Raw genomic sequence first — 23,072 nt, 5'->3', positions numbered from 1 at the left:
TTAGACAGGAAATTAACCTGTAATCTTTTTATACTTTGTACGTTTAGTTGCTGCTGTATCCCCTAAACGAGACTGACGGTATGCTTCATATTCTGCATAGTTACCTGTGTAGAATTCTGGCTGTTCATTCTCGAATGACAAGATGTGCGTTGCAATACGGTCAAGGAACCAACGGTCATGCGATACCACCATCACAGTACCTGGGAATACAAGAATTGCATCCTCAAGCGCACGTAAAGTTTCGATATCCAAGTCGTTCGATGGCTCATCCAGTAAGATAACGTTTGCACCTAACTGTAAGATCTTGGCAAGTTGTAAGCGGTTACGCTCACCACCAGACAATTCACCTACACGTTTTTGCTGATCTTGACCTTTAAAGTTAAAGCGACCGATATAAGCACGTGATGCAATTTCGTAATCACCAATTTTTAAGATATCTAAACCACCAGAAACTTCTTCCCAAACGGTTTTGTTATTATCCAAGGTGTCACGGATCTGGCCCACATACGCAACTTTAACTGACTCACCTAAAGTCACCGTACCTGTATCAGGTTGCTGTTCGCCAGTCATCATACGGAATAGCGTGGTTTTACCCGCACCGTTTGGACCCACGATACCCACAATCGCTGTAGGCGGTACAGTAAATGTTAAGTTTTCGTAAAGTAAACGGCCATCGAATGATTTACTGATGCCTTCAACTTCTACAACTTTATTTCCTAGGCGTGGGCCAGGTGGAATATAAATTTCAGAAGTTTCGTTACGCTGTTGGAACTCACGCGAGTTAAGTTCTTCAAAACGCTCCATACGCGCTTTGTTTTTCTTCTGCTGACCTTTGGCATTTGAACGAACCCATTCAAGTTCTTTTTTCAATGCTTTCGCAAAAGATTCTTCTTGTTTGTTCTCTTGCTCTAGGCGAGCATTCTTTTGTTCTAACCAAGAAGAGTAGTTACCTTGATAAGGAATCCCCATGCCACGGTCAAGTTCAAGAATCCACTCAGCCACGTTATCCAAGAAATAACGGTCATGCGTAATCGCAACGATCGTACCAGGGAAATCTTTCAAGAAACGCTCTAACCAAGACACTGATTCAGCATCTAAATGGTTCGTTGGTTCGTCAAGAAGTAACATGTCTGGCTTAGACAGCAACAAACGACATAATGCAACACGACGGCGCTCACCACCTGAAAGCAATGATACATCTGCATCCCAAGCTGGAAGATTCAATGCATCCGCAGCAATTTCAAGCTGATTATTCAGATTATGTGCATCCCAAGCATGGATGATTGATTCTAATTTTTCTTGCTCTTTTGCAAGCGCATCAAAATCTGCATCAGGCTCAGCATATTCAGCAAAAACTTGATCAAGACGTGCTAAAGCATCAAGTGCTTCACGTACACCATCTTCAACGTTACCACGAACGTCTTTGGTTGGATCTAATGGCGGCTCTTGTTCTAAGTAACCGATTTTGATTCCTGGTTGTGCGCGTGCTTCACCTGAGAAATCTTTATCTACGCCAGCCATAATACGGAGTAAGGTAGATTTACCTGCACCGTTCAAACCAAGCACACCAATTTTTGCGCCTGGGAAAAATGATAAAGAGATGTCTTTTAAGATTTCGCGCTTTGGCGGAACCATTTTCGACACTCGATTCATCGTATAAATATATTGGGCCACGCAGGACTCCTCAATTGAAAAACCAATAAATCGCAAAAAGCGAAAAATAATCGCACGTATTATACGCTGAAAACGGGATTAACATGAAGTTAAGATCATCTTTGTTTCATCCAATCAAAGGATTTTCTTTTTCAAGAGATTACACCATCAGGCATATGGTCATAATGACACATAAAAATAGACCGACATTCTATTCATATGAATAAAAACGCAATAAATCGCATAAATTATGCACCATTTTGAATAGCTTTTCGGCTACACTCGATCAGTATTTAACTCACATAGATGATGTAATCATGACCTATAAAGATGAAACTTTAGCCATTCATGCGGGATATTCACCAGAAGCCACTACAAAGGCTGTTGCTGTACCTATTTATCAAACCACGTCTTATGCATTTGATAATACACAACATGGTGCTGACTTATTCGATTTAAAAGTTCAGGGCAATATTTACACCCGTATTATGAATCCAACCACTGCCGTACTCGAACAACGCCTCGCAGCACTCGAAGGTGGTATTGGTGCATTGGCTCTAGCCTCAGGTATGGCAGCGATCACCTATTCGATTCAAACAATTGCTGAAGCAGGTGACAATATTGCATCTGTATCCACTTTATACGGTGGTACTTATAACCTATTTGCGCATACATTGCCGAAACAAGGGATTGAAGTTCGTTTCTTTGATTATCAGAATCCCGAAGCGTTACGCTCTATTATTGATGATAAGACCAAGTTAGTCTTTGTTGAATCAATTGGTAATCCGCTTGGTAATATTATCGACCTAGAAGCAATCTCCAAAATTGCCCATGAATATGGTGTCCCTGTTATTGTAGATAATACTGTTGCAACTCCTGCTTTATTGAAACCATTTGAATTTGGTGCAGATATCGTGGTTCATTCTCTGACGAAATACATTGGCGGACATGGCAACAGTATTGGTGGTGTCATTATTGATAGTGGTAAATTCCCTTGGGGCAAATATCCTGAACGTTTTAAAGCGTTGAACACACCAGATCCAAGCTACCACGGCGTGAATTATGTTGAAGTTCTAGGGGAAGCTGCTTATATCGCACGTGCACGCGTTGTTCCGCTACGCAATACAGGGGCTGCGATTAGTCCACTGAGTGTGTTTTTGATCTTACAAGGTTTAGAAACTTTAAGCCTTCGTATGGAGCGCCATACGGAGAATGCACTAAAAGTTGCAAATTATTTGAAACAACATCCAAAAGTAAAGTGGGTCAATTATGCAGGTTTAAGTGACCATCCACAGCATAATTTGGCACAAAAGTATGTGAAAGGTAAACCTTCAGCGATTCTTTCTTTTGGCGTACAAGATGGCTTAGAAGGCGGTACTCGTTTTATCGATGCATTACAACTGTTTACACGTTTGGTCAATATTGGTGATGCCAAAAGTTTGGCATGTCACCCTGCTACCACAACCCATCGCCAACTCAATGCTGAAGAACTTAAATCTGCTGGTGTCAGCGAAGATCTAGTTCGCCTTTCGATCGGTATCGAACATATTGATGATTTGCTTGCAGATCTAGATCAAGCACTCGCTCATGTTTAAACGCCATTAAATCAAACAGCCTCTCTTGTAGAGGCTGTTTGATTTAATAAACTAAAACTTATTTCCCTTTCAACTATCCCTATATTTATTTTTAGAGTTTTTACTCTAAAAAATTTATTATATTTCAAATATTTACACTAGACAAACAAAAAAAATCGGTTAATATTAATACAAAATAAAGTGCAATGTTTAATCGCAATAAAAAAGCATTGCAAACAACAGCTTGATTAATGTAGGTAACTTACATGAACGCAAAACTCAAAAAACTTTTTCAACAAAAAGTCGACGGGAAAACTATTGTTGTCACTGGTGCATCAAGTGGCATTGGTTTAACGGTATCAAAATACCTCGCTCAGGCAGGTGCTCATGTCTTGTTGCTTGCTCGTACTAAAGAAAAATTAGACGAAGTCAAAGCTGAGATTGAAGCTGAGGGTGGAAAAGCTTCGGTTTTTCCATGTGACCTTAACGACATGGAATCAATTGATGCAGTTTCAAAAGAAATTTTAGCTGCCGTTGATCACATCGATATTTTAGTGAATAACGCAGGTCGTTCAATTCGTCGTGCTGTACATGAGTCTGTTGATCGGTTCCATGATTTCGAACGTACAATGCAATTAAATTACTTCGGTGCAGTACGTTTGGTATTGAATATCTTGCCACACATGATGCAACGTAAAGACGGTCAAATCATTAACATCAGCTCAATTGGCGTACTTGCAAATGCAACTCGCTTCTCAGCTTATGTAGCGTCTAAAGCGGCATTGGATGCATTTAGCCGTTGTTTATCTGCTGAAGTTCACTCGCACAAAATTGCAATCACTTCGATTTACATGCCGTTAGTGCGTACGCCAATGATTGCACCAACTAAAATCTATAAATATGTACCGACGCTTTCTCCTGAACAAGCAGCAGACTTGATTGCTTATGCGATTGTGAAACGTCCGAAAAAGATTGCAACCAACTTAGGTCGTCTCGCATCAATTACTTATGCGATTGCACCAGATGTAAATAATATTTTGATGTCAATCGGCTTCAACTTATTCCCAAGTTCTACGGCATCTGTAGGCGAGCAAGAGAAATTAAATCTTGTACAACGTGCCTATGCGCGTTTGTTCCCAGGTGAACACTGGTAATCTTGTGATTCCGATTTTAAAAAACAGCGTATCTCTAGATACGCTGTTTTTTTATGATTTAAACAATTTGTGTGGATGTTGTTTGTTTCATCCAATCTGTTGTTTTTGTAATGGCATCCGCTAAATTCCCTGTCTGTATATCCCAACGTTGTCTAAATTGTTTAAGCGGTTCTAAATCTAGTTGTTCAGTCCTCAAAAAACTTAACATCTCAGCCGACATCTCTAATTGCTTTGCCAACCATGTCCATTTCAAAATTAATCGTAAAATAACCAGCGGCACATGTTGTTTCGGTGCTGAGACATTTAATTGTTGAGCAATCATTTGCGTCAATTGAGAAAGTGGAATCTTTTGTTCTGAGGCAACCAACAATGCCTGATTCGATAAGTTTATATCAGTTGCAGCTTGTGCCATGACTTGGCATAAATCATCCACTCTCACCAAAGGTAAATAATGCTGTGGTGTTGCAGGAATTGCGCTCATTTTCCGACGTTTTAATAGATCAATCATTTGTGCAATCGGCTGATTGTTTGGTATCTCACCTGAAACCGCATCTCCACAGACCGTCGCAGGATGAATAATCGTCCAATCAATCGAAAGCTTTTCAGCACATTCTATCCAAGCGTAATGAGCCTCTATTTTGGAAGCTTCATATGCACCTAATTGTTGATACACAGATGACCAATTGGTTCGATCAGGTTGTTCTAAACACACACCCGCCTGTTGCAAATGCGAGAGAATCGTCAGCATATAACCTGAAACATGTACTGCACGCTGTAGATCACAATGTTGTGCTACACAACGAAGTAAGTTTAATGCACCATCGACATTCACAGCACGAGCTTGTTGCATACTGAGATTCCACGCAAAAAGCGCGCTACTGTTATACAGCGTATTCACTGAACTTAATTTTTCCCAATCTTGCTCACTGATTCCAAGCTTTGGTTGAGTCACATCACCTTGAATAAAGCTCAACCTTTGAATCGAGACCTGCTTGAGACTCAACCACTGTTCTAAAATAGCTTGCTGCTGTATCGGATTACGCAATAAGGCAAAAACGTGATGCCCTCTTTTTAATAATTCGGCAATTAAAAATCGACCGACAAATCCTGTTGCGCCTGCAACCAAAGCAACCTGTTGTTGATGAGATTTTGTTTGCTTATTTTCCATTGTGTATGCCTTATTTTTTCAAGATAGGAATAGGCTAAAGGATGGAGTACACTCAATGGTCAAGGTATTTCTAATCAAATTTTATATAACAATAAAGGTACTATGATGTTAATTGGACAACTCGCAAAACAAACTGATTTAAGCCGAGATACCATCCGTTTTTATGAAAAAATGCAGCTGATTCAGTCCATCACTCGTAATAACGGATATAAAGATTATCCTGAACAAACCTTACAACAATTACACTTAATACGAACTGCAAAAAATCTAGGGTTTTCACTCAATGAAATTAAACAAATTTTAGCACTGACTACACAAGGGGAAATTCCAGCCATTCAAGTACAAGACATTTTCCAAGACAAACTGAATATGATTGATGAAAAAATTGAACAGTTAATGAATATCAAAACCATGTTAAGCCGATTTACACAAGGGGCTGCGTGCCCACTTAGAGCAGATTGCCCTATTCCTGATATAAATTAATTATTTTTCAAAATATTAGAGTCCAAGTTTCATTTCTGCCTCCTTAAAATTTCTTTTTATTTAAAATATCGCTATAAAAAGCATATAAAATAGTGTCATTTTCATGTTTTTCAGCGGTATATAACATTGATTAAAAGCTAAATAAAAAAGACCTGATTGGATAAAAAAAGGAATAGGAGTGAACCAAACATATAGTAAGGAAGAAAGACCCAGCCGTATTAAAGGCATTGTCGGTGCAGCATCAGGGAATCTCGTTGAATGGTTCGATTTTATATTTATGCAGTTTTTGCTGCTTATTTTACTCATGCATTGACTGCTCCAGATATGGATCCAACCACTAAAGCCATTTATGTCTAGGGAGTATTTGCGGCGAGTTTCTTTATGCGACCAATAGGCAGTTGGTTGGTTGGTCTTATTGCGGATCGACATGGTCGAAAGCAATTTATGGTGATTTCAATTTGCCTTATGGCGCTCAGTTCTTTTCTTTTTGCTGCATTACCGACTTATGAACAAGTTGGAATGTTTGCTTCTTTTCTACTCCTCATGGTTCGTTTATTACAAGGTCTATCTGTTGGCGGTGAATATGGTGCTGTTGCCACCTATATGAGTGAGCTAGGCTTAAAAGGGCAGCGTGGATTCTTCGCATCATTTCAATATGTCACGCTATCTGGTGGACAACTTCTTGCCAGTTTACTTGGGGTGATTTTGCTCGGGTTTATGACGGAGCAACAATTAAATGACGGCGGTTGGCGTATTCCATTTGGGATTGGCGGTGTTGCTGCCTTGCTTTCTCTTGCTGCACGAAGTCGCTTAGAAGAAATCTTTCCCATGAAGATGCTCAACGCGAAGAATCAGGAAGCTTAATTGCTCTATTAAAGCAGCATTGGAAAACCTTTCTCTTTGTGGTCGGTTATACCTCAGCAGGTTCACTGACCTTTTATGTGGTGACAGTTTATTCAAAGACCTATCTCACCAATATTGGTGCCCTCATATTTAAAGATGCAGGCATTGAAAATATCTTCTTTATCTATGTCATTTTTATGCTGATTATTTGTTTCTTGTGTAGCTTGGCGCTACCGAAAAAACCTGAATATTTGGAACATGATCACTAAATAAATCGAGTATCAACAAAACTACATTGTCTTTCTCAACTGTAGTTTTGTTGATATAGGATTTCACAATAACTTCAACACGCACGTCATTTCATCTATTCATTTCAATACAAACACCAATCCATAAAAACAAGCCAAACTCAAAATAATCGTCAACAAGGTGTGGCGGACTTTATATGCAATCAAAATCGTTAAAATCGTGGCAAGAAAATAAGGATTCAGTAAAGTCGAACGAAATGCCCCCTGCTCATCCATAAACACAATCGGTGTTGCAATAGCCGTCAGTAAACACGGCGCAGAATATTGCAAAGACTGCTGAAACCATTTGGGTAAGCGCAAAGGAAGATTAGGTTCAAGCAAGATATAGCGATTCATAAACACCACAATTGCGAGAATAATCAGGAGAAACCAAGTCATGCTGTACGCTCCCTAAAATTCTGCAAGCAAGTGGCTGCCAACATCCCAATCACACCTGCCATAATCGCGGCACTTTTAAAACCTAAGCTTAGAAAAACAACAGTGAGAATCACTGAAACCAATACCCCAACCAAAGTATTTAAGTTTTTAATAAATGGAACCACAATTGCGATAAATGTCGCAACAATCGAAAAATCGAGATGATATTGATCTAAATTAGGAACGGCTGAGGCAAGAAAGACTCCACAAGCACTAAACAGAACCCAACATAAATAAAAGCAAAGTCCTGCGCCTAACAGATAGTGAATATAATGCTGTTGCTTTTTAATACTGACGGCAAATAATTCATCGGTCAGCAAGAAACCTAGCATCAACCGATATTTTAATGGTTGTTTGGAAATATCTTCGCGTAAATACAATGCATATAAATAATGCTGTGTGGTAATCAGAAAAACAGAAATAATAATTGTGAGCGCAGGCGTTCCTGCCATGACTAAACCTAAGGTCATTAATTGTGCTGCACCAGCAAAGACCAGTGCTGACATCCCAATCGCTTGTAAAGTCGTTAGCCCCGCTTGAATCGCCATTGAGCCTGCGAGTAAACCCCACGGCAACACCGCAAAACACAATGGCAGTATTTTGATCACTCCATTTAAAAATGCCCGTGATTCGGTCATCGGAGTGTCATCTGTGCTTTCACCTAACATCAACATCACAATTATTCATTAAAGAAAATAGACTATGCCAAAAATTGCTAAATGAAGATTGTATAAAATTGCTATTTTATTTGAGATAAGCGATATAACCGCCTGGGGTAATGCCAAAAGCTTGACGAAAATGCCGACTAAAATGACTTTGATCCGAGAAACCACACTGTTGTGAAACCTCAGATAAGTTCAATCCTTGTCTTAATAATCTTTGTGACTTCTGTAAACGTGCTTGAATGAGCCATGCATGCGGTGAGAGTCCAACATGCTTTTTAAATTGACGTAAAAAATGCCACTGACTCAGATTGGCGATTTCTGCCAATTGAACCAAAGAAAACTCTTGTTCAGGCATACTCGCCATCAATTCTTTAATATTTAGAATACGTTGTTTGGCATGGCTGAGATCTGTTGCGAGTGGCTTGACTTGACTGTACTTTGATACGAGCCAAGCAATTGTTGACAGAAATAAAGTTTGTTTGAGTAAGGTATTGTTAGGTTGCTCTAACAAATCAAAGAGTAAACGAAATTGCTGTGCCAAGCCTTCATCATGCAAGACCGCTTCTCTAAACCACGGTGCTGTGCCGTGTACTGTAGTGAGATCACGGGTTAATTCATGGAAAATTTCAGGAGTCGGATAAATCGCGCGGTAACGCCAACCGGTTTCTACGGCAGATGAGCCTGTATGCACTTCATCGGCATTCACTAAAATAATATCGCCTTGTGGCGCAACATGATTCCCACCTGTGCGATAGAACCGCTGTGCTCCTTCTTCGATCACACCGATACAAAATCCTTCATGAACGTGTCGTGAAAACTCCTGCTGAAAGTAACTGGCTTTCAACATTTCCAAACCACCCAATTCTTCAAGGTGTAAGTAATCGACTTGTTCTCGAGGTCTGCGCGACATCACGACCTCCTAAGGCATGTATGCATCATTTCAGGTTAACGCGATTTAGATAGATTTATAGAACAAAATTGCTTTTTTATAACTCAATCACTTTATTAAATCATCTTTGAGCAAAAAGAAAAAACCTCCCAGAAGGGAGGTTTTTTTAAACGAATTTGAAATTATTTAGAACCCTTAAGCCCTGCTTGTAATAACAAAGCACCTAAACCACCAATTTTTTGCTCTTGTGGTTTTTCAGTTTTTGGCTTGTTATTTTGCGGGCGCTTAAAGTCACCTTCTTTGCGTGGTGGACGTTGACCTTGAGGCTTACGCTCTGAACGTTCAGTTCGCTCTTGCTGTGGACGCTGTTGTTGACGTGGCGCTTTAGCAGGTGCAGAACCTTCTGCACGCATACTTAAGTTCACACGATTACGTTCCACATCCACTTGCATCACACGCACTTGCACAATTTGACCTGGTTTCACCACTTTATGCGGATCAGAAACAAATTCATTCGCAAGTTCAGAAATATGCACTAAACCATCTTGATGCACACCTACATCCACAAATGCGCCGAAGTTGGTCACATTGGTCACTACACCTTCGAGCTGCATGCCTTCAGTGAGTTGAGCAACTTCTTTAATGTCTTCACGGAATTTGGCAGTACGAAACTCTGGGCGTGGATCACGAGCAGGCTTTTCAAGTTCAGCTAAAATATCTTGAATCGTCGGCAAACCAAACTTGTCATCAACAAACTCATCTGCTTTGACTTGGCGAATGATTTCAGTATTACCAATAATATCTTTTACCGTTGTCGCTTTTGCTGCAACAATCTTTTCAACCACGCCATAACTTTCTGGGTGAACTGCTGATGCGTCCAATGGTTCAGAACCATTTTGAACACGTAAGAAGCCTGCTGATTGCTCAAAAGTACGCTCACCTAATCGTGGCACTTTTTTCAAGGCTTGACGGTTGTCGAAACGACCATGTTCTTTACGATATTCAACGATTTGCTGTGCAATCGATTTATTTAAACCTGCAATATATGCCAAGATCGCTGGAGATGCGGTATTCACATCCACACCCACCGCATTTACACAGTCTTCAACTACCGCATCCAGTGTTTTAGCCAAACCAGTTTGATTCACATCATGCTGATATTGACCCACACCAATTGATTTCGGATCAATTTTAACAAGCTCGGCCAATGGATCTTGTAAACGGCGTGCAATTGAAACCGCACCGCGAATTGAAACATCTAACTCTGGCAACTCTTGTGAAGCCAATTCACTTGCTGAATAAACTGATGCACCTGCTTCACTGACTGTAATACGCGTCAGTTTCAAGTCAGCATTGGCCACCATCATTTCTGCAACAACGGCTTCAGTTTCACGGCTTGCTGTACCATTACCAATCGCAATCAGTTCCACGTGGAACTCTCTGCATAAACGAGCTAACTCTGTAATTGAGCCTTGTTTATCTTCTTTCGGTGCAAATGGGTAAATTGTGCTATGTGCTAGAACATCGCCTGCATCACTCACAACCGCAAGCTTCACGCCTGTACGGATACCAGGATCAACACCTAAAGTGGTACGACCACCTGCTGGTGCAGAAAGGAGTAAATGACGTAAATTTTCAGCAAACACATCCATTGCTTCAGCTTCAGCAGCCAAGCGCTTATCAGTCAATAATGAATGTTCGATTTGCGGACGAATCTTACCAAGCCAAAATAATTTTGCAGTTTGTTTTAAATAATCTTGACGGCTTTGTGGTTGAATTTGATCAAGATTATATTCAGTTTCAATACGAGCTAACAGCGTATCATCTTCGCCGTCCACTTTTAAACCCAATACATTTTCTTGACGACCACGTAACATCGCCAATAAACGATGAGAAGGTAATTTATTTAGGTTTTCAGAAAACTCAAAATAATCACGGAATTTTTTACCGACTTCTTTTTTCTCTTCAGAAGCAACCGCGCTCTTAAGAACTGCTGTTTTAGAAAAAATTTGTTTTAATTCAGTGATTAATCCAATATTTTGTGCCCAATCATCAATCAAGATGTGCTGAATTGCATCAAGTTGGCTTTCGATATCTGGGTAATCTTCATGACTAAAACCTGCCAATGCATCAGTCGGATCAACTTGATCGGCAATAATTTTTTCAGCTATTGGACCTAAACCAGCTTCTTTTGCTTTAAATGATTTGCTGGTGCGTTTTGGACGGTACGGTGCATAAATTTCTTCTAATGCATTTTTCGTTTCAGCCGCATTTACACGTGCTAATAAATCATCGCTTAATTTATCTTGTTCTTGTAAAGATTGAATCACCTTTTCACGACGCTCGTATAAATCACGTAGATAAGTTAAACGTGTGTCGAGTTGGCGTAATTGCGTATCGTCTAAGCCCTGCGTGACTTCTTTACGGTAACGTGCAATAAAAGGAACGCTAGCGCCTTCATCAATTAAACGAATAGCAGCTTCTACTTGGTTTGGACGTACGGCAAGTTCATTTGCCAACTGCTGAACTAAGTCAGTCATCGTGATTGATTCCACAAGGGTTAATTCTAAAAGCACTGATTATAAAGTCCGTGACTATAAAATCCACTATTGTTTTTTTGAATATTTTTAGAGTAGATTATGCTAATTGATAAATACTTATAAAATACTAAGAATTTTTCGCCTAAATATTGAAAAATAGATCGATTGTCATAATTTTACCTGTATACATTTGGTATCTATCTCTTGATTTTATTGGCAATATTTGTTGCTTTATAACATAGCCAAAACTGTGCAATGAATCGTATACTCCCTAGCATTGCATAAAGACGATGACAATAAACGATAAAGGAGCACATCATGAGTTTAGTTGTACCTGCCGAATCGACGGAAACCGTACATCATGAGACAGATCGCGTCGAACGCATTTTAGTGGTCGATGATGATGTGCGTCTGCGTACCCTATTACAACGCTTTTTAGAAGATAAAGGCTTCGTGGTGAAAACAGCCCATGATGCAACGCAAATGGATCGTTTACTACAACGTGAGTTATTTTCGCTTATCGTTTTAGATTTTATGTTGCCTGTTGAAGATGGTTTAAGTATTTGCCGTCGTTTACGCCAATCTAATATCGACACACCTATTATTATGCTCACTGCACGTGGTAGTGATTCTGACCGTATTGCGGGTCTTGAAGCGGGTGCAGATGATTATTTACCAAAACCATTCAACCCAAATGAACTATTAGCACGAATTCGTGCCGTTTTACGTCGCCAAGTCCGTGAAGTACCAGGTGCACCAAGTCAACAAGTTGAAGTCGTAAGTTTTGGTCCATGGTCGCTCGACCTTTCTACACGTACTTTAACGCGTGAAGGTCAGGTGGTCACGTTAACGACAGGTGAATTTGCAGTATTAAAAGCTTTGGTTCAACATCCTCGCGAACCTTTAACTCGTGATAAATTGATGAATTTGGCACGTGGTCGTGAATGGGGTGCGATGGAACGCTCTATTGATGTCCAAGTCTCTCGTCTACGTCGTTTAATCGAAGATAATCCTGCGCGTGCCCGTTATATTCAAACCGTTTGGGGTGTAGGTTACGTATTTGTTCCAGATGGTGCAGAGTAAGCTTAGGAAATTCTTCATTGAAACTTGAACCAATTGATCCACAAGCATTTACAGATTTCGCGACTTATTCAGAAAGACCGCGAACAAAATGGGAACGTTTTTTAGATAAAATTAAACCACGTTCTGCGGCTATGCGTACCACGATCTTGGTATTGTTCACGGTCGTTTTTAGCTTGTTTATGTCCTTGTGGTTCTTTTGGCGAACTTTATATTTACCAGAATTACAACAACATGCGCGTTATCTCGCAATTGAACTTGAATTAGTCAATAATCCAGATATCCGTATTTTACATCGTGATACAGAAGTTGATGTCGATACATGGCTCAAAAATCGAATTGGGATTGAATACATTACCGATCCCAAAGAATTTCCTGTAATCGAAAATAAATTCCTTGCTGAACTATTTACTGATCAAATTGAAACCAAACTCGCCAAAGAGTTAGGAGTTCAGCAAGTTACCGTTTACTTCAAATTCAAACCGATACCACGTATTTGGATTCAAACGCCTGAAATGCAAGGTAACTGGGTGCGTGAACCACTAAAAACATATACCAACTACAGTGTGGAACTGATTGCAGCATGGTTATTTGGCGTTCCAATTATTTCTTCAATTATTATTTTAACGCTTGTCCGACAAATGAATCGACCATTACGTCGATTACAGAATGCTGCCAACAATTATAGTAAAACTGGTAAAGCACCTTATCTTGACACCAATCATGGCCCACTCGAAATACGTCAAGTAAACCAAGCATTCAACCATATGGTATATACGCTTGAGCAAACTGAACGCGATCGACAAATCATGCTAGCAGGGATTTCACATGATTTACGTACGCCACTGACGCGTATTCGCCTTACTGCAGAAATGCTCCCAGACGAGTTTTTCCGCGAAGGTCTAATTTACGATGTAGATGATATGGATGCGATTCTGAATCAATTTATTTCGTATATGCGAGATGGATCTGATGAAGAACTATCACAAACCAATATCAATACATTGCTTCAAGAAGTCGCTGTACAATTTAAGCCTTTAGATATTCGTTTTGAAGCACAAGAGCTCCCCATCATCCCTGCGCGAAGCCTATCCTTAAAACGTTTGATTGCGAATTTAGTCAACAATGCCAAACGTTATGGCGCAGAACCAATTGAATTATCGGCAAGCCATGTTGATGATCATATTCTGATTACCGTCGCTGATCATGGTGAAGGTATTCCACCCGATCAAGTTGAAGAACTCATGCAACCCTTTGTTCGTGGTAATTCAGCACGTACGATTCAAGGAAGTGGCCTCGGCTTAGCCATTGTAAAACGTATTGTTGACATTCATCAGGGACAAATTAGCATTCGCAACCGCGAGCAAGGTGGTTTAGAAGTGGTGATTTCACTTCCACTCAACCATGAAAATCTTGAAGAATCTCAAACGAATGCGATTGATAAAATTAAACAGACCATAACTGGACATTTTTAGAACAATTGGTGATGGAAAAATAACTCGTTTTATCTCTAAAAAAATATCACGAATTTCACATATTAGACCTTAGCCGTAGTCCAATTCCCTTTTCAAGTTTTGACGCTAAAATCCATATCTAACTAAAAAGTATATTGAGAATGGATGATGTCTTTAAGTCGTATTCGCCTTGCTACCCTACATGACAAAGTGATGAGTGCAGAGCAAGCTGCTCGCTTTATTGAAAATGATATGACGGTTGGTATGAGTGGTTTTACTCGTGCTGGAGAAGCAAAAGCTGTTCCGCAAGCACTGGTTGAACAAGCCAAAAAAAATCCGTTAAAAATCACGTTAATTACAGGTGCAAGCCTCGGTAACGACTTAGACAAACAATTGACCGAAGCAGGTGTACTTGCTCGTCGTATGCCATTCCAAGTTGATAACACATTACGTCGTGCAATCAACAACGGCGAAGTGATGTTCATTGACCAGCATTTATCTGAGACTGTAGAGCAAATGCGTAATCAGCAGCTCAAACGTCCTGACATTGCTGTGATTGAAGCCGTTGCAATTACAGAAGATGGTCATATCGTACCAACAACCTCTGTAGGCAACTCAGCAAGTTTTGCAATTTTTGCTGAAAAAGTGATTGTAGAAATCAACACCTCTCTCAGCGAAAACTTTGAGGGCTTACACGATATTTACATCCCGACTTATCGCCCAACACGTACCCCACTTCCATTAACCCAAGTGGATGACCGTATCGGTTCAACGGCGATTCAAATTGACCCAGCAAAAATCGTAGGCATCGTTTTTAATGATACTGCTGATTCTCCATCAACAGTCACTGCACCTGATAATGAAACTCAAGGGATTGCAAATCACCTCATCGCTTTCTTTGAAAAAGAAGTTGCAGCAGGTCGTTTAGCGAAAAACCTAGGTCCTTTACAGGCAGGTATTGGTTCAATTGCAAATGCAGTTTTGACTGGTCTTAAAGATTCCAACTTTGAAGATTTGGTCATGTATTCTGAAGTATTACAAGACTGTACTTTTGAATTGATTGATGCTGGCAAAATGAAATTCGCGTCTGGTAGCTCAATTACGCTCTCTGCACAATGTGGCGAGCGCGTATTTGGCAATCTTGAACACTACAAAGATAAATTAGTATTACGCCCACAAGAAATTTCTAACCATCCTGAAATCGTACGTCGTTTAGGTATTATTGGAATTAATACCGCACTCGAATTCGATATTTACGGCAACGTGAATTCTACGCATGTTTGCGGTACAAAAATGATGAATGGTATCGGCGGTTCAGGTGATTTTGCACGTAATGCGCACTTAGCTATCTTTGTTACTAAGTCAATCGCAAAAGGTGGTGATATTTCATCAATTGTGCCAATGGTGAGCCACGTTGATCACAATGAGCATGATGTTGACATTCTGGTAACTGAAGTTGGTTTAGCAGATTTACGTGGCTTAGCACCTCGTGAGCGTGCACGTGTGATTATTGACAACTGCGTACACCCACTCTATCAAGCTGCACTCAATGACTACTTTGATCGTGCATGTGAACGTGGTGGACATACGCCGCATATTCTTCGTGAAGCGTTGTCATGGCATTCTAACTTTGAAGAAACTGGTCATATGTTAGAAAATAAGACGATTGCTAAATCTGCTTAATTCCACCTGACCAAATAAAAAAGCATGTTTCGACATGCTTTTTTATTTGTTTATTTCGATGCTGGCAACCGCCCCACTCTCAACAAAATAGGAAATGAAACATTAATCGTGTGCTGACTCAAAATAATCTGCTTTAAACTGTCCAATGGATTCAGATTGAGCTGTTTCTGATAATGTTTGATCGCAGACCATGTATTTAGATAATCCCACAATTGCTGCCCTGTCCATGCCAGGTCGATCTGAAAACTAGGCATAATGATTTCATCAAACGGGAATGGAATACTTTGATAGTGCTCATCAATATAGCTTCGCTCAGCATCCCAAAAACCATTTAAAGTCTCGGTATAGAGCTGAATGATTTTCTGATTTAGCTCGATATCTTCAAGTTGCAACAAGCCATAACCAATCACCGCAAAAATACCATCTGGTTTTAATGTTCGTTTGACTTCAGCATAAAACTTTTCAAAATCGAACCAATGAATGGCTTGAGCCACTGTAATAAAGTCAAAATATTGATTAGGGAAAATCGTATCCTCTGCGGCTTGCTGTAAATACTGCACATTAGCAAATCTAGGAGCTTGATCGAGCTGATTTTGACTGAGGTCTGTGGCAATCACATCTTGAAAATATGGTGCAAGCAACTGCGTCAGTTGTCCTGAGCCTGCGCCACAATCCCATGCATGTATAGGTGTTTTGATCTGTGCCAATAGAGCTTCAATCATCAGTTTGGGATAACTTGGACGTGCTTGTTGATAAAGTTCACTCTGCTCAGAAAATAAGTCTTTCATAATGCTTTTTCTTAAAGTTTTCGACTAAGCATAAATATAGCAAAATATTTTAGATATAAAAAAAACCCTAAACTAAAGTTTAGGGTTTTTCAAATATGGTGGCGGGACCCAGGATCGAACTGGGGACACACGGATTTTCAATCCGTTGCTCTACCGACTGAGCTATCGCGCCAATGGAGTGTATTAAGCCGTATCTCAGCCCAATAGTCAATAATTATCATGAACTTTCGATTTGATTGCCCATTTTTCATGCAATCAATTTTGGGTAAAAAAAATCCCCGATGGGATCGGGGATTGAAAATACAAATTATGGTGGCGGGACCCAGGATCGAACTGGGGACACACGGATTTTCAATCCGTTGCTCTACCGACTGAGCTATCGCGCCAAAGTGGGCGTATTAAACAATGTTTACCCACGTGCGTCAAGCAAATTTGTGGATTTTTCTATCAAACGTCTAATTTTACTGCAAATCGCAAACACATCAGACTTTAATTCTAGATTTTGCCCAAATGCGATAAACAACGATGAATTGCACCACAGCCTGGCTCAAATTGCTTCACCCCTTGTTCCTCTTCCATACGGCAAACTTCTTCAACTAGGCGTTCTGCAACTCCACGTCCACGGTTAGACGGATGTACCACAATATATTCCAAAACTCGGCTTTCACCTTGTCCTGTTGCCCAAATTGCACCTATAATTTTGGTGTTAAATTCAGCAGTATAAACTGTGGTATATTGTTGTAGATTTTGTGCAAGTTGCTCCATTGCATCTTGCCCATCACCAAACTCTGGGCTGGTATCGTAGAGTCGCTCGAGCTGAGTACGAATTCCTAGATTATCTAGAGAACTGTAAGCATGTACGGTAATAGGCATTGATTAACCCTCCTGAGCAAACTATGATGCTGTCACTTTTTCGTCACAGCGAAATATTGGTTTTTAATTCAATCATTTTTGACGTTTTTTGAGGAACGTGTCCATGACGCAACGTATCAGTGAAGTGGTAAGAAATACCAACGAAACCAAAATTCGAGTTCGTCTCAATCTCGATGGTACAGGTCAAGGCACACTGAACACTGGAGTTCCATTTTTAGACCATATGATTGATCAAATCAAGCGCCATGGTCTATTTGATATCGATATTCATTGCGATGGCGATCTAGAAATTGATGATCACCACACAGTTGAAGATTGTGGAATCACCTTGGGGCAAGCATTTGCACAAGCTTTAGGTGATAAAAAAGGCTTACGTCGTTATGGGCATTTTTATGCACCATTAGATGAAGCACTTTCTCGTGTTGTTGTTGATCTATCAGGTCGCCCAGGCTTGTTTATGGACATTCCATTTACTCGCGCTCGCATTGGAACATTCGATGTCGACTTATTTTCAGAGTTTTTCCAAGGTTTTGTCAATCATGCATTAATGACATTGCATATTGATAACTTGAAAGGCAAAAATAGTCATCACCAGATTGAAAGTGTCTTTAAAGCATTAGCTCGTGCATTACGTATGGCATGTGAGATTGATCCACGCGCAGAAAATACCATTGCTTCAACAAAAGGTAGCCTGTAATGACGCGTATTGCTTTACTTGATTATGGTATGGGTAATTTGCACTCTGCAGCAAAAGCTTTAGAACATGTCGGTGCAACAGTTGATGTGACCAATGACCCAAAGCTGATCGCCAAAGCGGATAAAATTGTATTTCCTGGTGTGGGTGCAATGCGTGATTGTATGCAAGGCATGCATGAAGCAGGCATTGATGAAGTAGTACGTCAAGCAGCATTTAACAAGCCTGTTTTAGCAATTTGCGTAGGGATGCAAGCACTACTACAAAGCTCTGAAGAAAATGGTGGCGTAGATGCTTTGGGTATTTTTGAGGGTGTTGTTAAACACTTTCCTGAAATTCCAAACTTAAAAGTACCTCACATGGGCTGGAATCAAGTCCATCAATTAGATCCAAGCCATCCAATGTGGAACAACATTGAACAAGATGCGCGTTTCTATTTTGTGCATAGTTATTATGTTGAACCAAAAGATTCTGCCATCACTGCGGCAACCTGTGATTATGGCGTGAATTTCTGTACCGCGATTCACAAAGACAATTTGTTCGCGACCCAATTCCATCCTGAGAAAAGTCATACGGCTGGTTTACAGTTGTTAAAAAACTTTGTTGAGTGGAAGATCTAACCCATTCTGATCACAGATCAAACGTCGTGTACCGTTTGATCTGTTTCAAATAAGAACAACTATCATTTTCTAATTTCTTCTTTATAATTCTTGTATATACATTATTTAAATTTAAACAACCATATAAAAACACTTCATTTAGGTTATATACAATGAATTCATCTATTCAACAAACAATCGCTGATAACCCTTTGCGCCCACTAGGTCGTTTTAGTCGACTGTCCTATTTGGGATGGTCATTTATGATGACGCTTATCTTTTTAATTATTGCGATCATTCCTCTTATTTTTTCAGCAAGCTTGTTGGATAAAAATACATCCGAAGGAGCTAACACTGTAAGCATGATCTTTATATTAACACTCTGTCTAATTACTCTTACTTTTTACTATCTTTCAATTGTTTTCATGATTCGTCGCCTGCATGACTGCAATCGAAGTGCGTGGTTGGCATTATTGATCATCGTCCCTGTCATCAATTTATTTTTTATTCTCTATTTATTATGTGCCAAAGGTACAGAAGGTCCTAATAATTTTGGACCAGTTCGAGAAACCAAGGGTTGGGAAAAAGTTTTAGGTTTAATTAGTGCCGTTTTATTCCCCCTAAGTATGGTTGCCAACATTTTAATGTGGATGGCATCAATGTCTGCTCCTCATTAGTTTTCAAAAAATGAACCAACCTAGATCAGATAAAGTCTAATCAAACTGAATCTATAAGATTTAAAAGCCAAGTTGTATCACTTGGCTTTTTCATTGCCACAAAACCGTTTAAGCTCAACCCAAAGTTTTGAGTTTCAGAAATGGAAATGCAGCAAGCAACAGCTCATTTAAGCAAAGAACAAATCCGTGCATTACCTGCATTTCAAAATCTAAGTGCTGAAAATATTTTAGTGATTCAAACACTCGAACAATGCATGGCAATTCAAACTGAACTTCACGCCCTTGCTGTGTTCGGATTTGATACCGAATCTAAACCGACCTTCAAAGTCGGTGAGAAATCTACAGGCCCCCATTTAATTCAACTTTCAACACATGAAAAAGCCTATCTGTTCCAAGTAAAGCCTGACATTCTTAATTTCTTAAAGCCTATTTTAGAAAATGAACATCAACTCAAAGTTGGTTTTGGTTTAAAAAATGATGTGAGTAGTTTTCGCCGTAAAGGGATTGAACCCAAATCACTGATTGAACTTTCCAAGAGTTTTTCGAGTTTTGGTTATAACACTCAAGTCGGTGTACAAACTGCGATTGCTCTACTTTTCCAACGCTATTTTGTCAAAAACAAAAAAATCAGCACTTCAAACTGGTCTGTCAAACAGCTAAGTCCTCAACAAATCAATTATGCTGCCGCTGATGCTTATGCTGCATTGTTGATATACCAATACCTATATCATCAGCAGTTACTACCTCCTCAAATTCAACAACAAATAGTAAGAATACTTCAAGGTTCAGCAGACAAGGCTTAGCGATTGATCAATACTTTGTTAATATATCGCCAATTTAAACTTTATGATGACGCTAGGAGCGAAAGCATGCTAATCATCCCTGCAATTGACCTGAAAGATGGTAAATGTGTTCGTTTAAAACAAGGTCGCATGGAAGACGATACCGTTTTCTCTGATGATCCTGTCGCAACTGCACAACACTGGGTTGATGAAGGCGCACGTCGTTTACATTTAGTTGATTTAAATGGTGCTTTTGCAGGTACGCCAATTCATAAACCTGTGGTGGAAGCGATTGCACGCGCACAGCCAGAACTTCCAATTCAAATTGGTGGTGGTATTCGTTCACTAGAAACGATTGAGCACTATTTGGAAGCGGGTGTATCTTTTGTGATTATTGGCACAAAGGCAGTAAAAGAGCCTGAGTTTGTTGAAGAGGCGTGCAAACGCTTTGCAGGTCATATCATTGTCGGTATTGATGCCATCAATGGTATGGTTGCAACAGATGGCTGGGCAAATGTCACTGACGTGAAGGCAACTGATTTGGCAAAACGTTTTGCTGATGCTGGTGTTTCAAGCATTGTCTATACAGATATTGCACGTGATGGCATGATGCAAGGCGTCAACGTTGAGCAAACTGTTCATTTAGCACAATACTCTGGCTTACCTGTGATCGCTTCAGGTGGTGTGACCAATCTCGATGATGTTCGCAACTTAAAAGGTCAGCAAGGTATTTTAGGTGCTATTACAGGTCGTGCAATTTATGAAGGTACATTAAATCTTCGTGAAGCACAGCTCTTGTTGGATGACAATCGCCTGTAATCTAATGCAAAAGAAGCTATCTTTTAGGTGGCTTCTTTCGCTTTAATACAGAACATTACGAATAAATTTTAATACGCATGTGCCACGATTAACATAACGATAAAGCACATCACTTTTAAAAAGAATCGACTGACCTGCACAAATCACACGAGTTTCATTTTCAAATTCAAGGCTTAATTCACCCTCTAAAACATAAATAAGTTCTTGCCAATCCTTTGAATCAGCTTCAGCACAATACACCTCTCCCACTGCAAGTGACCACCGCCATAACTCAGTTTGGGTATGTGTTGGTACAGCAGCCAAAATCCTAGCATGACTATCTTGATCTTTTCCTTGCCAAGCAAGCGTATCCACAATAGCCGATTCACTTAGCTCAGGGGCGCTCACAATACGTTTAAAATCGACAGCCAGAACAGCAGCAATCGCATCTAATTTAGCTAAACTAATATTCACTTGGCCTGTTTCCAAGGCAGCAATAGTACGCCGACTCACACCAGCACGATCCGCTAACTCTTGTTGGCTGAGTTGTGATTGATCTCGGAAATAACGAATATTTTTTCCTACATATTGCAGAACAGTTTCAGCTTGGCTCATTTACATCAGCAATTAAATTAACTATAGTGCAATATATTGCACAAAACGCTCAAATAATACAATATGTGCAATATATTGCACCACCATATTAGGTTTGTTGTTGTGACAACTTTATCTCAATCTCCCAAAGCAGCTCAATTTGCACTTATTTTCATTACCATGATTTGGGGTGGAACTTTTCTAGCGGTGCAATACGTCTTGAATTTTAGTAGTCCCATGTTTTTTGTGGGCTGTCGTTTTGCTGTTGCAGCTTTAGCCATCTTGCTCATTTCAATCAAATCAATGCGTGGATTAACTTTAAAAGAAATACTTGCAGGAACGGCAATTGGTATCGTGATTGCGATTGGTTATGGCACCCAAACCATTGCATTACAAACGATTTTAAGTAGTGAATCTGCTTTTTTAACCGCACTGTATGTGCCTCTTGTCCCAATTTTAATGTGGGTTATTTTCCAAAAAAGACCTTCTCTGATGACATGGTTAGGAACTGCACTCGCTTTTACTGGATTAGTGCTTTTAACTGGAAATGGCATCTCCAATATCAGTTTAAGCTATGGACAAACACTGACCTTAATTTGTGCCTTTGTGATTGCGCTAGAAATTATTTTGATTGGTTATTTCGCAGGAAAAGTTAATTTAAGACGAGTCACAGTTATTCAATTGGCTGTTGCATCATTCTTATCATTTGTCAGTATGTCATTGGTTGGCGAACATAATATTCCTAGTTTTTCATGGCAATTAAGCATTCTAGTGCTTAGTTTGGGTTTAGCCAGTGCACTGATTCAATTTGTAATGAATTGGGCACAACGAATGGTCGATCCAACCCGTGCTGCAATTATTTATGCAGGTGAGCCTGTTTGGGCAGGTGTGTTTGGAAGAATCGCAGGTGAGCGATTACCATTATTGGCTTTATTCGGTGGGTGTTTAGTGGTGCTTGGTGTTTTAGTCAGTGAATTAAAATTCAAAATATTAGAAAAGAAAAAAGAGAGCTGAATAGCGCTCCCTTTCTATAATCTATGGTGCTTTCTTTTTTAACAACATCTGTGGCTGATAATATTCAACCGTTGGTATCTGTTCATAGAATGGGTGCAATAATGCTTTCCACTGCTGATATTCAGGAGATTTCCTAAAACCTTCAGTATGATTTTCGATACGATCCCAAAAGATCATCAAAATATAGCGATGCTGGTCTTCGACATGTTTAATGAGCTGTACAGCATTCAAACCTTCCATTGGATAAATAATCTCTTTCGCAGTTTGAAAGGCTAATTCGAAATCTTCACTTTGATTTGGTTTAATATTCAAATGTACATGTTCAATAATCATGGTTGATCC

Annotated in this window: 22 protein-coding genes, 2 tRNA genes and 1 pseudogene; 13 read left to right on the top strand and 12 right to left on the bottom strand. The window is 39.7% G+C overall.

The genetic code is table 11. From position 1 onward, the window contains the following. Positions 1–12: 12 nt before the first annotated feature. Positions 13–1,674, bottom strand: coding sequence for an energy-dependent translational throttle protein EttA (gene ettA, locus ACN19N_RS01225; RefSeq protein ID WP_269229421.1), 1,662 nt, complete (start codon positions 1,672–1,674; stop codon positions 13–15). 296 nt (positions 1,675–1,970) lie between these two features. Between ettA and ACN19N_RS01220 the strand changes: the two genes are divergently transcribed. Continuing rightward, positions 1,971–3,248 carry an O-acetylhomoserine aminocarboxypropyltransferase/cysteine synthase family protein gene (locus ACN19N_RS01220; protein ID WP_005219416.1) on the top strand — a complete coding sequence of 426 codons (1,278 nt, stop codon included), beginning with the start codon at positions 1,971–1,973 and terminating at the stop codon, positions 3,246–3,248. 245 nt (positions 3,249–3,493) lie between these two features. Next, positions 3,494–4,381 carry an SDR family NAD(P)-dependent oxidoreductase gene (locus tag ACN19N_RS01215; protein WP_269229420.1) on the top strand — a complete coding sequence of 296 codons (888 nt, stop codon included), beginning with the start codon at positions 3,494–3,496 and terminating at the stop codon, positions 4,379–4,381. A 58-nt stretch (positions 4,382–4,439) separates the two neighbouring features. Here ACN19N_RS01215 and ACN19N_RS01210 read toward each other — a convergent pair whose 3' ends face one another. Beyond that, positions 4,440–5,549, bottom strand: a complete 1,110-nt coding sequence (locus ACN19N_RS01210; protein ID WP_420001820.1) for an SDR family oxidoreductase — start codon at positions 5,547–5,549, stop codon at positions 4,440–4,442. Positions 5,550–5,654: 105 nt separating this feature from the next. Here ACN19N_RS01210 and ACN19N_RS01205 point away from each other — a divergent pair, with 105 nt between their 5' ends. Continuing rightward, positions 5,655–6,032: a heavy metal-responsive transcriptional regulator gene (locus ACN19N_RS01205; RefSeq protein ID WP_420002340.1), complete on the top strand. Its 378-nt coding sequence runs from the start codon at positions 5,655–5,657 to the stop codon at positions 6,030–6,032. 178 nt (positions 6,033–6,210) lie between these two features. Next, positions 6,211–7,144: pseudogene (locus tag ACN19N_RS01200) on the top strand (MFS transporter). 99 nt (positions 7,145–7,243) lie between these two features. Here ACN19N_RS01200 and ACN19N_RS01195 read toward each other — a convergent pair. The 4 genes from ACN19N_RS01195 to ACN19N_RS01180 all read right to left on the bottom strand — a co-directional run bounded on the left by ACN19N_RS01195 (position 7,244) and on the right by ACN19N_RS01180 (position 11,694). Next, entirely contained in the window at positions 7,244–7,561 is a 318-nt protein-coding gene (locus tag ACN19N_RS01195; RefSeq protein WP_420001819.1) for an AzlD domain-containing protein, read from the bottom strand. Further along, positions 7,558–8,268, bottom strand: coding sequence for an AzlC family ABC transporter permease (locus tag ACN19N_RS01190; protein ID WP_269230388.1), 711 nt, complete (start codon positions 8,266–8,268; stop codon positions 7,558–7,560). The genes ACN19N_RS01195 and ACN19N_RS01190 overlap by 4 nt, the downstream gene beginning before the upstream one ends. A 76-nt stretch (positions 8,269–8,344) precedes the next feature. Continuing rightward, complete coding sequence (locus ACN19N_RS01185) at positions 8,345–9,175, bottom strand: AraC family transcriptional regulator (RefSeq protein ID WP_269229417.1); 831 nt, start codon at positions 9,173–9,175, stop codon at positions 8,345–8,347. Between the two features lie 161 nt (positions 9,176–9,336). After that, positions 9,337–11,694 (bottom strand): Tex family protein, encoded by a 2,358-nt coding sequence (locus ACN19N_RS01180; RefSeq protein WP_269229416.1) that lies wholly within the window; start codon positions 11,692–11,694, stop codon positions 9,337–9,339. 318 nt (positions 11,695–12,012) lie between these two features. Here ACN19N_RS01180 and ompR point away from each other — a divergent pair, with 318 nt between their 5' ends. The 3 genes from ompR (at position 12,013) to ACN19N_RS01165 (ending at position 15,911) form a co-directional block, all read left to right on the top strand. Then, the gene (gene ompR / locus ACN19N_RS01175; protein WP_004657337.1) at positions 12,013–12,777 is read left to right on the top strand and encodes a two-component system response regulator OmpR; all 765 of its coding nucleotides are present in this window, start codon (positions 12,013–12,015) and stop codon (positions 12,775–12,777) included. Between the two features lie 17 nt (positions 12,778–12,794). Then, positions 12,795–14,249, top strand: a complete 1,455-nt coding sequence (locus tag ACN19N_RS01170; RefSeq protein WP_269229415.1) for an ATP-binding protein — start codon at positions 12,795–12,797, stop codon at positions 14,247–14,249. Between the two features lie 147 nt (positions 14,250–14,396). Further along, complete coding sequence (locus ACN19N_RS01165; RefSeq protein ID WP_293739731.1) at positions 14,397–15,911, top strand: acetyl-CoA hydrolase/transferase family protein; 1,515 nt, start codon at positions 14,397–14,399, stop codon at positions 15,909–15,911. Positions 15,912–15,961: 50 nt separating this feature from the next. Here ACN19N_RS01165 and ACN19N_RS01160 read toward each other — a convergent pair whose 3' ends face one another. The 4 genes from ACN19N_RS01160 to ACN19N_RS01145 form a co-directional block, all read right to left on the bottom strand. Continuing rightward, a complete protein-coding gene (locus ACN19N_RS01160; protein ID WP_420001818.1) occupies positions 15,962–16,699 on the bottom strand; it encodes a class I SAM-dependent methyltransferase in 738 nt (245 codons plus the stop codon). A gap of 96 nt (positions 16,700–16,795) precedes the next feature. Further along, positions 16,796–16,871 (bottom strand) — tRNA-Phe (locus ACN19N_RS01155). Between the two features lie 138 nt (positions 16,872–17,009). Continuing rightward, a tRNA-Phe gene (locus ACN19N_RS01150) sits at positions 17,010–17,085 on the bottom strand. Between the two features lie 109 nt (positions 17,086–17,194). Further along, complete coding sequence (locus tag ACN19N_RS01145) at positions 17,195–17,572, bottom strand: GNAT family N-acetyltransferase (protein WP_018678860.1); 378 nt, start codon at positions 17,570–17,572, stop codon at positions 17,195–17,197. A 103-nt stretch (positions 17,573–17,675) separates the two neighbouring features. On the opposite strand from ACN19N_RS01145, the gene hisB reads away from it, so the two are divergent. The 5 genes from hisB (at position 17,676) to hisA (ending at position 21,143) form a co-directional block, all read left to right on the top strand. After that, positions 17,676–18,269 (top strand): imidazoleglycerol-phosphate dehydratase HisB, encoded by a 594-nt coding sequence (hisB, locus tag ACN19N_RS01140; protein ID WP_000194096.1) that lies wholly within the window; start codon positions 17,676–17,678, stop codon positions 18,267–18,269. Next, positions 18,269–18,886, top strand: coding sequence for an imidazole glycerol phosphate synthase subunit HisH (gene hisH / locus ACN19N_RS01135; protein ID WP_269229412.1), 618 nt, complete (start codon positions 18,269–18,271; stop codon positions 18,884–18,886). Before hisB ends, hisH begins: the two co-directional genes overlap by 1 nt. A gap of 152 nt (positions 18,887–19,038) precedes the next feature. Then, the gene (locus ACN19N_RS01130) at positions 19,039–19,542 is read left to right on the top strand and encodes a DUF805 domain-containing protein (protein WP_420001817.1); all 504 of its coding nucleotides are present in this window, start codon (positions 19,039–19,041) and stop codon (positions 19,540–19,542) included. 140 nt (positions 19,543–19,682) lie between these two features. Further along, complete coding sequence (locus ACN19N_RS01125; RefSeq protein WP_420001816.1) at positions 19,683–20,345, top strand: 3'-5' exonuclease; 663 nt, start codon at positions 19,683–19,685, stop codon at positions 20,343–20,345. A gap of 66 nt (positions 20,346–20,411) precedes the next feature. Continuing rightward, entirely contained in the window at positions 20,412–21,143 is a 732-nt protein-coding gene (gene hisA, locus ACN19N_RS01120) for a 1-(5-phosphoribosyl)-5-[(5-phosphoribosylamino)methylideneamino]imidazole-4-carboxamide isomerase (RefSeq protein WP_004659990.1), read from the top strand. A gap of 42 nt (positions 21,144–21,185) precedes the next feature. On the opposite strand, the gene ACN19N_RS01115 is transcribed toward hisA, so the two are convergent. Continuing rightward, positions 21,186–21,737: a helix-turn-helix domain-containing protein gene (locus ACN19N_RS01115; protein WP_293738495.1), complete on the bottom strand. Its 552-nt coding sequence runs from the start codon at positions 21,735–21,737 to the stop codon at positions 21,186–21,188. 63 nt (positions 21,738–21,800) lie between these two features. Here ACN19N_RS01115 and ACN19N_RS01110 point away from each other — a divergent pair, with 63 nt between their 5' ends. Further along, positions 21,801–22,730, top strand: a complete 930-nt coding sequence (locus ACN19N_RS01110; RefSeq protein ID WP_420001815.1) for a DMT family transporter — start codon at positions 21,801–21,803, stop codon at positions 22,728–22,730. A gap of 21 nt (positions 22,731–22,751) precedes the next feature. Here the strand turns inward: ACN19N_RS01110 and ACN19N_RS01105 are convergent, their stop codons facing one another. Continuing rightward, positions 22,752–23,063 (bottom strand): antibiotic biosynthesis monooxygenase family protein, encoded by a 312-nt coding sequence (locus ACN19N_RS01105; RefSeq protein WP_420001814.1) that lies wholly within the window; start codon positions 23,061–23,063, stop codon positions 22,752–22,754. Between the last annotated feature and the right edge of the window lie 9 nt (positions 23,064–23,072).

Origin of the sequence: Acinetobacter sp. LF10 (assembly GCF_048585715.1) — a bacterium.
Taxonomy (GTDB): Bacteria; Pseudomonadota; Gammaproteobacteria; order Pseudomonadales; family Moraxellaceae; genus Acinetobacter.
The sequence above is the reverse complement of the archived record's forward strand: the minus strand, read 5'-3'. Positions and strand labels throughout refer to the sequence as shown.

Excerpts from the sequence above, each read along its gene's own strand:
- ACN19N_RS01220 (WP_005219416.1), top strand. The coding sequence starts at position 1,971 with ATGACCTATAAAGATGAAACTTTAGCCATTCATGCGGGATATTCACCA.
- ACN19N_RS01215 (WP_269229420.1), top strand. The coding sequence starts at position 3,494 with ATGAACGCAAAACTCAAAAAACTTTTTCAACAAAAAGTCGACGGGAAA.
- ACN19N_RS01210 (WP_420001820.1), bottom strand. The coding sequence starts at position 5,549 with ATGGAAAATAAGCAAACAAAATCTCATCAACAACAGGTTGCTTTGGTT.
- ACN19N_RS01205 (WP_420002340.1), top strand. The coding sequence starts at position 5,655 with ATGTTAATTGGACAACTCGCAAAACAAACTGATTTAAGCCGAGATACC.
- ACN19N_RS01195 (WP_420001819.1), bottom strand. The coding sequence starts at position 7,561 with ATGACTTGGTTTCTCCTGATTATTCTCGCAATTGTGGTGTTTATGAAT.
- ACN19N_RS01190 (WP_269230388.1), bottom strand. The coding sequence starts at position 8,268 with ATGTTAGGTGAAAGCACAGATGACACTCCGATGACCGAATCACGGGCA.
- ACN19N_RS01185 (WP_269229417.1), bottom strand. The coding sequence starts at position 9,175 with ATGTCGCGCAGACCTCGAGAACAAGTCGATTACTTACACCTTGAAGAA.
- ACN19N_RS01180 (WP_269229416.1), bottom strand. The coding sequence starts at position 11,694 with ATGACTGACTTAGTTCAGCAGTTGGCAAATGAACTTGCCGTACGTCCA.
- ompR (WP_004657337.1), top strand. The coding sequence starts at position 12,013 with ATGAGTTTAGTTGTACCTGCCGAATCGACGGAAACCGTACATCATGAG.
- ACN19N_RS01165 (WP_293739731.1), top strand. The coding sequence starts at position 14,397 with ATGTCTTTAAGTCGTATTCGCCTTGCTACCCTACATGACAAAGTGATG.
- ACN19N_RS01160 (WP_420001818.1), bottom strand. The coding sequence starts at position 16,699 with ATGAAAGACTTATTTTCTGAGCAGAGTGAACTTTATCAACAAGCACGT.
- ACN19N_RS01145 (WP_018678860.1), bottom strand. The coding sequence starts at position 17,572 with ATGCCTATTACCGTACATGCTTACAGTTCTCTAGATAATCTAGGAATT.
- hisB (WP_000194096.1), top strand. The coding sequence starts at position 17,676 with ATGACGCAACGTATCAGTGAAGTGGTAAGAAATACCAACGAAACCAAA.
- hisH (WP_269229412.1), top strand. The coding sequence starts at position 18,269 with ATGACGCGTATTGCTTTACTTGATTATGGTATGGGTAATTTGCACTCT.
- ACN19N_RS01130 (WP_420001817.1), top strand. The coding sequence starts at position 19,039 with ATGAATTCATCTATTCAACAAACAATCGCTGATAACCCTTTGCGCCCA.
- ACN19N_RS01125 (WP_420001816.1), top strand. The coding sequence starts at position 19,683 with ATGGAAATGCAGCAAGCAACAGCTCATTTAAGCAAAGAACAAATCCGT.
- hisA (WP_004659990.1), top strand. The coding sequence starts at position 20,412 with ATGCTAATCATCCCTGCAATTGACCTGAAAGATGGTAAATGTGTTCGT.
- ACN19N_RS01115 (WP_293738495.1), bottom strand. The coding sequence starts at position 21,737 with ATGAGCCAAGCTGAAACTGTTCTGCAATATGTAGGAAAAAATATTCGT.
- ACN19N_RS01110 (WP_420001815.1), top strand. The coding sequence starts at position 21,801 with ATGTGCAATATATTGCACCACCATATTAGGTTTGTTGTTGTGACAACT.
- ACN19N_RS01105 (WP_420001814.1), bottom strand. The coding sequence starts at position 23,063 with ATGATTATTGAACATGTACATTTGAATATTAAACCAAATCAAAGTGAA.